Origin of the sequence: Actinokineospora enzanensis DSM 44649 (assembly GCF_000374445.1) — a bacterium.
Classification (GTDB): Bacteria; Actinomycetota; Actinomycetes; order Mycobacteriales; family Pseudonocardiaceae; genus Actinokineospora; species Actinokineospora enzanensis.
Genome location: NZ_KB894451.1, coordinates 25,813 through 37,791 on the forward strand (window position 1 = coordinate 25,813; position 11,979 = coordinate 37,791).

Here is an 11,979-nt window from a genome sequence, read left to right on the forward strand (position 1 = left end):
GATCAGAGAGCGACCTCACCCGCGCTCAGAAGCGCGGGTGGACTCCGTGCAGTTCGGCGCGCGGCGCGTCGAGATCGGTGGCGGGCCGGACGTCGCCCAGAATCCACGACGGCACGTGCCGTGCGGTGAGGATGGCCAGCGCCCGGTCGACGTCCTCCGGGGCGACCACGGCGACCATGCCGACGCCCATGTTGAACGTCTTCTCCATCTCCAGCCGGTCCACCCGACCGCGCTGGGCGATCATGGAGAACACCGGCTGCGGGCTCCAGGTGCCCCGGTCGAGCAGCGCGTGCAGGCCCGCCGGGATGACCCTGGCCAGGTTCGCGGCCAGGCCGCCGCCGGTGATGTGCGCGAACGTGCGCACTTCCGTCTCGGCGGCCAGCGCGAGACAGTCCTTGGCGTAGATGCGGGTCGGCTCCAGCATCTCCTCGCCAAGCGTGCGGCCGAACTCCTCGACGTGCCCGGACAGCGGGATGCGGCCGATCTGCAGCAGCACGTGCCGGGCCAGCGAGTAGCCGTTGGAGTGCAGCCCGGACGAGCCCATGCCGATCAGCACGTCGCCGGGCCGGACCCGGTCCGGGCCGAGGATGGCGTCCGCCTCGACCACGCCGACCCCGGTGGCCGACAGGTCGTACGCCCCATCCGACATCAGGCCGGGGTGCTCCGCGGTCTCCCCGCCGAGCAGCGCGCAGCCGGACTGCACGCAGCCCTCGGCGATGCCCTTGACCAGGCTGGCGATCCGGTCCGGCAGCACCTTGCCGACCGCGATGTAGTCCTGCAGGAACAGCGGCTCGGCCCCGCACACCACCAGGTCGTCGACGACCATGGCGACCAGGTCGATGCCCACCGTGTCGTGGATGTCCAGCGCCTGCGCCACCGCGATCTTGGTGCCGACGCCGTCGGTGGACGAGGCGAGCACCGGTTCGCGCCAGCGGTCCAGGCGCAGCTTGAACAGCCCGGCGAAGCCGCCGATCCCACCGAGCACCTCGGGCCTGCCTGCCTTGGCCGCCCAGGGCTTGAGCCGTTCGACGGCCTCGTCGCCAGCCTCGATGCTCACCCCCGCCGCGGCGTAGGTGGCGTTCACGGTCGGCTCGGGTGAGCTGGTCTCAGTCATGGCTCGAATCAGGTCGCAGGAACAGGGACTACGGACGGCGCAGCGCGTCTTCAGCACCGTACCCGGCGGGCTGGAGCGGCGCGGCGGAACCCGACACGCCCTTCTCGATGCCCTCCAGCAGGTGCTTGCCGATCAGCGCGTCCTCCGGCAGGGCGATCGGGTAGTCGCCGTCGAAGCAGGCCGCGCACAGCCGGGAGCGGGGTTGCTCGCTGGCCGCCACCAGGGACTCCAGCGAGACGTAGCCGAGCGTGTCGGCGCCGATGGAGCGCCGGATGCCGTCGGCGTCCAGGCCGTTGGCGATCAGCTCGGCGCGCGAGGCGAAGTCGATGCCGTAGAAGCAGGGCCAGCGCACCGGCGGCGCGGCGATCCGCACGTGCACCTCCAGCGCGCCCGCCTCGCGCAGCATCCGGACCAGCGCGCGCTGGGTGTTGCCGCGCACGATCGAGTCGTCGACCACGATCAGCCGCTTGCCGCGGATGACATCGCGCAGCGGGTTGAGCTTGAGCCGGATACCGAGCTGGCGGATGGTCTGCGACGGCTGGATGAAGGTGCGGCCCACATAGGCGTTCTTGACCAGCGCGGTGCCGTACGGGATGCCGCTGGCCTGCGCGTACCCGATGGCCGCTGGCACACCGGACTCCGGCACCGGCACCACCAGGTCGGCCTCCACCGGGTGCTCGGCGGCGAGCTTGCGGCCGATCTCGACCCGGGTGGCGTGCACCGAGCGACCGGCGATCGCGGTGTCCGGCCGGGCCAGGTAGACGTACTCGAACAGGCAGCCCTTGGGTTCCGGGGTGGCGAACCGGGAGGACCGCAGACCCTCAGCGTCGATCGCGATCAGCTCGCCCGGCTCGACCTCGCGCACGAACGACGCGCCCACGATGTCCAGCGCGGCGGTCTCGCTGGCCACCACCCAGCCGCGTTCCAACCGGCCGAGCACCAGCGGCCGCACGCCGTGCGGGTCGCGGGCGGCGTAGAGGGTCGACTCGTCGGAGAAGACCAGGCAGTACGCGCCGCGCACGGTCGGCAGCAGTTCCATGGCGGCCTGCTCCAGGCCCTTGTCCGCGGCGCCCGCCGCGAGCAGGCCGGTGATCAGGTCCGAGTCGGTGGTGACGCCGGAGACCCCGGCGGCCGGGCCGCGCCCGTTGCGTCCCGGCACGGCGGCGGCCCGGTCGCGCAGCTCCGCGGTGTTGACCAGGTTGCCGTTGTGCCCGAGCGACAGCCCGCTGCCGGTGGCCGTGGTGCGGAACGTGGGCTGGGCGTTCTCCCAGGTGGTGGAGCCGGTGGTGGAGTACCGGCAGTGCCCGACGGCGAGGTGGCCGTGCAGCGAGGACAGCACCTGCTCGTCGAAGACCTGGCTCACCAGCCCGAGGTCCTTGAACACCACGATCTGGTTGCCGTCGGCCACCGAGATGCCCGCGGCCTCCTGCCCTCGGTGTTGGAGCGCGTACAGCCCGTAGTAGGTGAGCTTCGCGACGTCCTCACCCGGGGCCCAGACACCGAACACACCGCATTCTTCGCGGGGCTCCGGGTCCGGCTGCTCGGCGAGGGGGGTAGGGCCAGTCGTGAACTGGTCGACCACCTGGGCGCTCCCTGTGTCGGAGTGAGGCTGCACCCCAGTGTAAATGGCGGTCCGCATCGGACTTGCCACCGGAAGGTGGGCCGCGTCACTCGCAACCCGCTGCCATTACCGTGGTGGGGTGCCCGGACGTACCACTGTGATCATCCTGTTGGGAGTCGTCGCGGCCCTCGTGCTGACGGGGTCGCTGCTGCCGATCCCCAGCCCGGTCGAGGTCCGGGCCTGGGTGGACAGTGTCGGCTGGGCGGCCCCGGTGCTGTTCCTGCTGGCCTACACGCTGCTCACGGTCCCGCCGATCCCGCGCACGGTGTTCAACCTGTCGGCCGGTCTGCTGCTCGGCGGCCCGGCCGGGATCGTGGTGTCGATGGTGGCGACCGAGCTGGCCGCCCTGCTGGCGTTCGCCCTCGCCCGCGGTGTCGGCCGCCGTTGGGTGGAGCCGCACATGGAACGCTCGGCCGTGCGCGCGGTCAACAACGGCCTGGCGGGCGGCGGGGTCGGCGCGGTGACGTCGTTGCGCCTGGTGCCGATGGTGCCGTTCTCGGTGATGAACTACTGCTGCGGCCTGTCGACGATCAACGTCCGCCCGTTCCTGATCGGCACATTCCTCGGCAGCCTGCCCGGCACCGCGGCCGCGGTGCTCCTGGGCGACGCGCTGACCGGCACCACGCCGCCCGCGCTGCTGGCGGTCTACGCGGTGCTGGCCGTGGTCGGCGGGGTCTGGTTCTTCTTCGTGGCACGCCGGACGCGAGCGACGCAGTCAGAGCCGGAGGAGGGGCAGCTGGCCGGAGAGATCCGCTCGACTGCCTGACGCGGACACCCGTCCCGCTTCAACCGCTTCATCCCAAGTGACCCGACCGACCGCGAGCTCCAACCACGTCCGCGGCTCCATCTCCACCACATTCGGCGGCGTGCCGCGGGTGTGCCGGGGCCCCTCGATGCACTGGACCGCCGCGAACGGCGGCACCCGAACCTCGACGGTATGTCCCGGCGCGTCCTGTTCCAGGGTGCGCAAACTCAACCGCACCGCCGCCGCCAGCACGACCCGCTCCGGTTTGTCACCACCGTCCAGCCAGGACGCCACAGCGACAACGGCGTTACGCAGTTCATGCGGATCTACGGACTTACGGGGCACGGACCGAGCCTAAGCCGTCGCCCAGTTGCGCCGGGCTCGCTGGCGTTGTGTGCAGCATCCAGCTAGACTGAATCACATCAACCGATCATGATTCAGTCCTGCATGATTCAGTCCTGCGGAGGTGGCCAAGATGACAACGGGTACCAGTGTGCTCATTGAGCGTGCCCGCATCGCCGCCGGCCTCAGCCAGCGTGCCCTGGCGGATGCCGCAGGCATCTCGCAGCCGACCTTGTCGCGAATCATCGCTGGAGATAGAGCGGCGAAGATGCCCGAGGTGGTCGCGATCGCGTGGGCGACTGGACACACGGTCGCCCAACTCACCGAAGCCGGGACGGTGGCCGACCGCGTGCAGTGCGCCGCCCGCGCCACCAATGACTCCAGCATGGACCGCATGCGTGAAGCGCTGCTGCACTTCCTGGAACTGGACAACTACCTGGACGACCAGGCCATCCCCGCCACGGTCTGATGTGGATGGATGATCTTGAACGCTGAAACCGAAGGGCGTACCGCCGCCAAGCGGTTCCGCCAAGCGCACCACCTGGGCGTACAGCCGTTGGGCGATCTTGTGGCGGTCATCGAGCAGGCAACCCGGATCGACGTGGCCGTACTCGACACCGGTCCGGATGAACATGGTCTGACGATGCGAGACCCTGCGCGCGGCGCTGTGTTCATCGGCGTCGCGCGCACCCCGAACCCGATGCGACAACGCAGCACTCTTGCCCACGAGCTTGGCCACGTGCTGTTCGAGGACTGGGCGGACAACAGCACGAGCAACTGGAGTGAACGCACCCACGCCGAGATTCGAGCCGACGCCTTCGCGCGGCACCTGCTCGTACCGGTCGAAGGTTTGCGTGAGTTTCTCGAAGATCGAGAGCTCGTGACCCAAGCCACCCTCTCTGCGGTCGTCCAGCGATACCTGGCATCACCCCAGATTGCCGCCATCGCGCTACACCAAGCCAACTACGTCGATGACGACACCAAGCAGGAATGGATGGCGCTGACCGCGCCACGATTGGCCTCCCGGTTCGGGTGGAGCGATCAGTACCGTGCATTGCAGGCCGACTCCAATCAGCGGAGGGCACCACAACAGTTGCTCGCCCGCGCGATCAGGGGCTACCTGGAGGGGGTGGTGCCTGCGCAAACTATCGCCACCTTGGGCGGCATCACACTGGAGGCCGCCGAGGCAGACCTGCGTGAGGCAGGTGTCGTGCCCACGGAGCAGGAGATCGCATGGGCCTCGCCCACCGAGCTACCCGACGTGCACGTAGATCTGGCGACTCTAGAAGAGGATCTCAACGCGCCAGATGACAACGGCCAGGTTGCGGCGGCAGAGAGAAACCCGGAATGAGCCACCGGCCGATCATCGACGCCGGCCCCGGTCTGAATTTCTTCTCGATCAACAAAGAGCGCCTCCTCATCGAGAGGAAGGCCGCCCAAGGCCCCTACCCGGAGGACCTTTGGGCGGCCTTCCGCCTTATCAGACCTCGACTTCGCGCAGGACTTCCGTAAGCACTTCATCCACGTGGTGCACGAGCTTGCGGGGGTCCGCTGGCGAGATCGTGGTCCACAGCGTGTGATCCGGTGCGGTGCGGCGCACCTGTACATAGCGGCCGTGGTCGGTGTCGAAGAACGACACGACCCGATTGGCCCGGACCCGCCTGCCCAGCCGGTCGCGGGCGGCGGCGCCGAAGTTCCCGGTGCCGCGCACGTCGCTGATCATCTCGGTGAGTGTGGTGGCGTCGGCGCCGCGGACGCCGCGGGCCAGTAGGGCGAGTTCGAAGCCCTTCTGGGTGCCGTCGGCCGAGTTGGCGGCCGCCTCGAAGTCGGCCGTGCGCAGCGTGATCGACTGCCCTGGGCCCGCCGCCCACTGCGGCAGCGCGTCGACGGCCGACCCGGCCAGGCCCGCAGGCGAGATGCGGCGCAGCGTGATCGCGTCCTCGCCGAGCATCGCGAGTACCCCGTCGTCGCCTGCGGCGCAGGCCAGCAGGCGTACGCCGCGGCCGACCCAGGTGCGGGCGTCGACCTCGCGCTCGGGCCGGGCGAGCACGCTGAACAGGTGCTGGATCTCCGGGTTCAGGTCGACCTTGCGGCCAAGCCCCCGCTCCTCCAGCCCCGCCCAGACGCGGTCTTCCAGTGCCCGGCGGTCCTCGTATGTCCTGCCCGGGGAGGGCACCTTGACTACCAGGGGCATCGTCCCGGCGTCGAGGTGCTCCCACAGCACGTCGAACTCCAGCGCCGACAGCGAGACCGGCGAACCGCCCACAATCATCTCCATCGCGCTGACACCGAACATCGCATTACCCCGCTACCACTCAGCCTGCCACTCGACTGCTACTGGTCGATGCCCAGCACCGGCTGCGCCACCGCCCGCTCGTCACCGAAGACATCGTCGGTCTCGACCAGGTAGGTCGCGGACTCGTAGCGCTCGTCGGACTCCTCGTCCTGACCGCCGTTGTTGCCACCCATGCCACCGCCGCCGAGGCCGCCGCGAGCACCGCCCGCCGCGCCGCCGCGCGTGCCCATGATGTTCTCGCCGGGGCCGCCGAACGCACCGTTGCCGCTCATGCCGCCGCGGCCGAGCTGGCCGCCCTGGCGCGCTGCGTCGTTCGGCAGCGACGCGTTGCCCGCGCCGGAACCGAGGCCGCCCTTGCCCAGCGGGCCCTTGCCGCTGTCGGCGCCGTTGATCCCGTTGACGCCGTTGACGTTGGGACCGAGGTCGCCGCGGAAGTTGCCGCCGCCGGTGGTGGCGAAGTCCGGCCCACGGTACGGGCTGCTGCCGTTGAAGTTCGAGTAGTTCGGGTCGTAGTGGAGGTTCGCCCGAGGGTCGCCCAGCGTCGGCGTGTAGTGCGACGGCGTGGTCGTCTGCGTCTGGATCGGGGTGAACGTCGACGGCTTGGTCTGACCGGTGGTGTCGGTGTAACCGGTGTGGTGCACCGAGTTCGGATCGCCTGCGGGCACCACGTACCCGTTGCCGCCGCCCACGTTCACCTGGTGCGTGGTGTGGCTGGTCTGGCTGTACGACGCGTTGTGCCCGGTGCCGCCGAAGCCCGCGCTGTAGCTGGCGGCGCTGTAGCCGGTGCCGCCGCTCGGGTCGGGGGTCGACACGACCACGTCCGGCGGGGGCACGAACTCGCCCAGCGTCGAGGTGTTGAAGTTGCTGCTGGACTGGTAGTTGTCCATCGCGTCCACGGCCTTCTGCGAGGCCGCGTCCTGGGCGGCCTCCTGGGCCTCGTGGTCCTGCGCCTGGCCCGCGACCGCGGCGGCCGGACCGGCGTTGCCGGTGAGCAGCGCGGCGCCCGCGGCGAGCTTGTCCCAGCCGGAGGGGGCGGGTGTGGTGACCTCGACCGGCTCGGGCATGGACGCCCGCGCCCGGCTGACGATGTCGGCCTGGTACTCGGTGGACGCGCGCATGCCGGAGGCGCCGGTCTGCGCGTCGGACGCCCAAGCCTGCAACGGGGTCAGGCCGGTCTGGGCCTGTTCCCCCGCGGTGCCCGTCCAGCCCGCCTGCAGCGTGGTGAGCTTGGCGTTGAGGTCGCTGTCGATCTCCGCGAGCTCGCGGTACAGCGCGTCCCAGTACTCGGTCTGCGGGGTCGACGCGGCCGGGCCGGGACCCCCGTTGATCATGTCGAACAGCTCGCGGTGGTCATACCCCCGCCACCGGTGCATTGCCATCTTCGGATCACCCTCGGTCGCTCGATGAATGTCACAGGGCCGGGCCCTCACGCCTGGTGGTGCTTGCCCCACATGGCGCTGTTGGTGCCCTCGGTGGCCAGGTACTTCTGCTCAGCCTGGCTCAGCGCGTCGATCGCGTTCTCCAGCTGCGTCTGGTAACCGCGCAGGCAGGCGATCGCCGAATCGGCGCCGCCGCCGTTGGTGCGCTGTGTGATCTCGGTGACGACCTCGCCGCTGACCGGGTCCTCGGCCCACCGGGTCACCTGCAGCCCGTCGAGCGCGCTGACCTTGGCGGACACCCGGTCGTGCGCCTCGCGGAACGCGGCGAGCGCCCCCGGGATGGCGGACGGCTCGACGTGCAGGGTCTGGGTACCGGCGTAGGCGGGTTCCGTAGGTGCGGAACTCCCCCCGCCGCCATCGGCTAGATACACCGTACTGACTCCCTGGTCCTGTGCATTTGCGACGACTCTAGCTCTGATGCGCGACGTGGTGGAACGGTTCCCCCGGTATTCGTCGAACCCGTGGGGAATTCTTGCGCGCCCGACCGAACTCCCCGGGACCGTCCGGTCACCGGATGTGAGCATCGGCCTTAGGATGGCCCGACCCGCACCGCGCCGAGGGAGGCGATGTTGGACCAGCCGGAGATCACGCTCGACATGCGCGCCAGCGCCCGCTCCAACCCCAACAGCTGGCTGTACGTGATCGACCCCGAGTTCGGCCCGCACGACGAGGTCCCCCCGTGGGGCTTCGTGGGCGCCTACCCGGTCGACGCCAGCGGCGAGATCGTCAACCGCTTCCGCCCGAACCGCGACTACCGCCCGTCACCAACCGCGCTGCGCATGCCGGTTGCGGCCAATCGGGTGGAGAAGCTGCTCCAATTGATCATCACGCGCTACCGGGCACAGTCCGATCTGCTCCCGGAACTCCGCGCCGCGACATTGTTGATCTTCGCGAGTTCGTCCGCGGACGAATCCCTCACCGCTTTCCCCAACCGCGACGGCACGGTCATGGTCCCGGTCTGCACCTCGCCTGCCCACGTGCCAGCCTCCTGGCCCGGCTGGCGCGAGATCCGCGGCGTCGACGTGGCCGCCCGCCTGCACGGCCACCCGCTGGTCGTGAACCCGGCGGGCCCCATCACCGCAGTCGTCCCGGCCGCCCACCTGGCCTCCAGACGGTGACGAACTCCACCGACAACACAAGCCCTAGCAAAAGCAAACCCCGTAAACACGGCAAAAGCCGTAGTTCCCCTCGAACTACGGCCTCGCCTCAGAACCCGACCAGCTCGCTGTCCCCGTTGGCGTACAGCTCGATCGCCAGATCCGCGATCAGCTCCCGCGAGGCCGCCGCGTCCAACGCGATCAGCCCCAACGACGACAGCACCGCCCGGTAAGCCTCGATCTCATCGGTCCGTTCCAGGAAGAACCCGGTCACCTCGGCCTCAAGGTGCACCACCGGCCGGAAATCCGGGAACTCCGTCATCCGGAACGCGCCAGCCGCCCCCGCGTGCACTCCACGCGAGGCGCGCACGATGCGGATCTCCACGTTCGACCGCACCGACAGTCGCAGCAGCTCGTGCAGTTGGTCGGACATCACCGACGCGTCGCCCACCGGCAGCCGCAGGGCGAACTCGTGCAGATAGAAGGTGCACGCCAGCGTCTCGTCGGTCTTGAGGCGCTGTTGCCGCGCGTGCCGGGCGATCAGCCGGTCCTCGGCCTCGTCCTGGGACACCGTCACCGAGGACCGCAGCACGGAGCGCGCGTAGTCGTCGGTGCGCAGCAGCTCCGGGATCAGCACCGGCGCGAACTCCGCGATGGCCGCCGCGTGCAGCTCGTGGTCGATCAGCCTGCGCAGCCGCGGTGGCAGGCGGGACTCCTGTTGCCGGAACCAGCCCGGCACCCGCATCTCGGCGCACAGGTTCTGCAGCCGGTCCCGTTCCTCCCCGCTGACCTCGCAGACCTCGAAGAACGCGGTCAGGTCGGACGGGGTGACCCCGCGCGTACCAAGGAACATCCGGGACAGCTTGCTCTTGGACCAGCCGAGCTTGCGCGCGGTCTGGACCCCGTTCAGGCGGGCGCGCGCCATGGCCGCCCGCATGCCCTCGCCCAGTTCCCGACTGCGGATCGTGGGCTCTCGTTTATCCATGCAATAGCTTTATCCTGTTGCACTATTGTCAAGGAATAGATCACCACCCGATCGTGGGACCACCGAGCCCGTCACTGGCTTTCTGTACGCACATTAAGCCTAACCGCCGCTGTTAGACTTAACCAGGGCTCTTACACTACTCAGGGAGAGACTATGCCAGATCCGCTCAAGCGCTCAGTCCGAGTGGACATGGACCCCGTCGCGGACACGACAGGACTGTCCAAGGATGTCGGGTGGACAGTCGGTGTCTCCAAGACGCTGCCCTACACGATCGAGACGGTGTGGGCGTTCCTCACCAGCCCCGCCGGCATCGCCATCTGGCTCGGGCCGGGCGCGGTACTCAACCGCGCCAAGGGTTCCAGGTTCCAGACGACCGCGGGCGCCGTGGGCGACATGCGCAGCTACCGGGACCTGGATCGCGTGCGGGTCAGCCTGCGACCGGCCGGTTGGGACCACGTCACGACCGTCCAAGTGGCATTGCAGGACAAACAGGGCCAGACGATGATCCGTTTCCATCAGGAGTGGCTCGTGGACGCGGCCGAACGCGGCAGGCAACGGCAACACTGGACCGATGTCCTGGCCGCGTTCACCGCGGCGATCGCCAAGCGCTGATACCCCGATCGACAATTTGCCGGGTCGGTGCTTATTTCTCCAGCCAGCGTTCGATTTCCTCGGGTCGGCCCGGCTTGGCGAACAGCCAGCCCTGCGCGCTGTCACAGCCGAACTCGCGCAGCCGTTCCGCCTGCTCCGGGTCCTCCACGCCCTCCGCGATGACCACGTGCCCGAGCGCGTGCGCCAGCGCCACCAGTGTGGTGACGATCTGCGCGTCGGCCGGGTCGGCGGTGGGCGAGTCGCGCAGGCCCTCCATGAACGAGCCCGCCAGCTTGATCGCGTGCACCGGCAGGTGGCGCAGGTAGGCGAGGTTGGAGTACCCGGTGCCGAAGTCGTCGATGGCGATCCGGATGCCCAGGTCGGCCAGCGCGCGCAGGGTCTGCAGCGGCCCGCCGGTGGTGTTCATGATCGCGCTCTCGGTCAGCTCAAGCTGGATCGAGGACGGCGGCAGGTTGGCCGCCTGGATGATGGTGGCGACATCGGCGACCAGGTTGGGCTCCTCGGTCTGCCGGGCGGCCAGGTTGACGCTGACCACCGGCGCCCGGTCGCCGTACACGTCGTGCCAGCGCCGGGCCTGCCGGGTGGCCTCGCGCAGCACCCAGCGGCCCAGCGGCACGATCAGCCCGGTCTCCTCGGCCAGCCCGATGAACTGGTCCGGGCCCAGCCTGCCGAACTCCGGGTGCGCCCAGCGGACCAGGGCCTCCACCCCGATCAGCGCCCCGTCGCTGAGCCGCACGATGGGTTGGTAGTCCACATAGAACTCCTCGCTCTCCACCGCGGCGGGCATCCGGGCAGAGAGCGTGAAGCGGGCGACCTCGCGGGCGTTGCGGTCCGGGTCGTACCCGGCCCAGCGGTTCTTCCCGTCGGCCTTGGCCCAGTACAGGGTGACGTCGGCGTCGCGCATGGTCTCCGCGGGCGTCGCGCCGACGACCGGCCGCTCGACCAGGCCGATGCTGGCGGACACGGCCAGCCGGTGGCCGCCGATCGGCACGGGTTCGGCCAGCGCGGCCAGGATCCGCTCGGCCAGCGCGATCAGCTCGTCCCGCCCGGACCCGTCCTCGACCAGGACCACGAACTCGTCGCCGCCCATCCGCGCGACCAGCCGTCCCGGCGCGGTCACCAGCCCGTCGAGCCTGCCCGCGACGGCGACCAGCAGCTCGTCGCCGATGTCGTGGCCGAGACTGTCGTTGATGACCTTGAAGCCGTCCAGGTCGAGGTAGCAGAGCCCGACCCGGGTGTCGCCGCCACGGGCGAACGCGGCGGTGAGCCGCTCGGTGAACAGCGCCCGGTTGCCCAGCCCGGTGAGCGGGTCGTGGTTGGCCTGGTGCCGCAGCCGCTCCTCAAGCAGGTGCCGGTCGGTGATGTCCTCGAACATGCCGACGAGGTACTCCGGGCAGCCGGTCGTGTCCCGCACCAGCGACACGCTCAGGTCCGTCCACAGCGGAGTGCCGTCGGCCCGGCGCAGCAGCCGCTCCATCCGGTAGTGGTCGCGCGCGCCGACCTTGATCTCTTCAAGTGGACGGCCGAGCGCGGCGGGTTCGTCCGGAAAACGAAGCTCGGTCACGTTCATCCCGCGCATCTTGTCCACTCGGTAGCCGAGCATCTCGGCCAGCGCGGTATTGATCTCCAGCAGCCGCCCGCCCGCGTCCGCGATGGCGATGCCCACCGCGGCCTGGTTGAACATCGCGCGGAACCGGGCCTCGCTGGCCCGCAGCGCCACCTCGGCGC

Annotated in this window: 13 protein-coding genes; 5 read left to right on the forward strand and 8 right to left on the reverse strand. The window is 69.8% G+C overall.

Translation table 11 applies throughout. The features are described from left to right. Positions 1-25: 25 nt before the first annotated feature. Together purM and purF are read right to left on the reverse strand one after the other, a co-directional pair. On the reverse strand, positions 26-1,114 hold the full coding sequence (gene purM / locus C503_RS0134565) for a phosphoribosylformylglycinamidine cyclo-ligase (protein WP_018686795.1): 1,089 nt from the start codon (positions 1,112-1,114) through the stop codon (positions 26-28). A 28-nt stretch (positions 1,115-1,142) separates the two neighbouring features. Then, entirely contained in the window at positions 1,143-2,696 is a 1,554-nt protein-coding gene (gene purF, locus C503_RS0134570; protein ID WP_018686796.1) for an amidophosphoribosyltransferase, read from the reverse strand. A 118-nt stretch (positions 2,697-2,814) separates the two neighbouring features. Between purF and C503_RS41985 the strand changes: the two genes are divergently transcribed. Next, complete coding sequence (locus C503_RS41985; RefSeq protein WP_033401368.1) at positions 2,815-3,501, forward strand: TVP38/TMEM64 family protein; 687 nt, start codon at positions 2,815-2,817, stop codon at positions 3,499-3,501. Here the strand turns inward: C503_RS41985 and C503_RS47085 are convergent. Beyond that, positions 3,451-3,825, reverse strand: a complete 375-nt coding sequence (locus C503_RS47085) for a sterol carrier family protein (protein ID WP_084477473.1) — start codon at positions 3,823-3,825, stop codon at positions 3,451-3,453. The genes C503_RS41985 and C503_RS47085 overlap by 51 nt on opposite strands. Before the next feature lie 130 nt (positions 3,826-3,955). Between C503_RS47085 and C503_RS0134580 the strand changes: the two genes are divergently transcribed. Next, positions 3,956-4,291: a helix-turn-helix domain-containing protein gene (locus C503_RS0134580; RefSeq protein ID WP_026317004.1), complete on the forward strand. Its 336-nt coding sequence runs from the start codon at positions 3,956-3,958 to the stop codon at positions 4,289-4,291. A 9-nt stretch (positions 4,292-4,300) separates the two neighbouring features. Next, entirely contained in the window at positions 4,301-5,173 is an 873-nt protein-coding gene (locus C503_RS0134585; protein WP_018686799.1) for an ImmA/IrrE family metallo-endopeptidase, read from the forward strand. A 129-nt stretch (positions 5,174-5,302) separates the two neighbouring features. Here the strand turns inward: C503_RS0134585 and C503_RS0134590 are convergent, their stop codons facing one another. Genes C503_RS0134590 through C503_RS41995 form a run of 3 tightly spaced genes read right to left on the reverse strand, consistent with a single transcriptional unit; the run spans position 5,303 to position 7,928 of the window. Next, the gene (locus C503_RS0134590) at positions 5,303-6,100 is read right to left on the reverse strand and encodes an ESX secretion-associated protein EspG (RefSeq protein WP_156893717.1); all 798 of its coding nucleotides are present in this window, start codon (positions 6,098-6,100) and stop codon (positions 5,303-5,305) included. A gap of 56 nt (positions 6,101-6,156) precedes the next feature. Next, positions 6,157-7,497 carry a PPE domain-containing protein gene (locus C503_RS43900; RefSeq protein WP_084477474.1) on the reverse strand — a complete coding sequence of 447 codons (1,341 nt, stop codon included), beginning with the start codon at positions 7,495-7,497 and terminating at the stop codon, positions 6,157-6,159. A gap of 47 nt (positions 7,498-7,544) precedes the next feature. Continuing rightward, entirely contained in the window at positions 7,545-7,928 is a 384-nt protein-coding gene (locus C503_RS41995; protein WP_018686802.1) for a hypothetical protein, read from the reverse strand. Between the two features lie 195 nt (positions 7,929-8,123). Between C503_RS41995 and C503_RS42000 the strand changes: the two genes are divergently transcribed. After that, positions 8,124-8,675, forward strand: coding sequence for a type VII secretion system-associated protein (locus C503_RS42000; RefSeq protein ID WP_018686803.1), 552 nt, complete (start codon positions 8,124-8,126; stop codon positions 8,673-8,675). Between the two features lie 88 nt (positions 8,676-8,763). Here C503_RS42000 and C503_RS42005 read toward each other — a convergent pair whose 3' ends face one another. After that, a complete protein-coding gene (locus tag C503_RS42005) occupies positions 8,764-9,639 on the reverse strand; it encodes a helix-turn-helix domain-containing protein (RefSeq protein ID WP_018686804.1) in 876 nt (291 codons plus the stop codon). 153 nt (positions 9,640-9,792) lie between these two features. Between C503_RS42005 and C503_RS0134615 the strand changes: the two genes are divergently transcribed. Further along, positions 9,793-10,251 (forward strand): SRPBCC family protein, encoded by a 459-nt coding sequence (locus tag C503_RS0134615; RefSeq protein ID WP_245572658.1) that lies wholly within the window; start codon positions 9,793-9,795, stop codon positions 10,249-10,251. Between the two features lie 31 nt (positions 10,252-10,282). Here C503_RS0134615 and C503_RS42010 read toward each other — a convergent pair. Further along, positions 10,283-11,979: putative bifunctional diguanylate cyclase/phosphodiesterase (locus C503_RS42010; RefSeq protein WP_018686806.1), on the reverse strand; the 1,697-nt coding region annotated here is incomplete at its 5' end.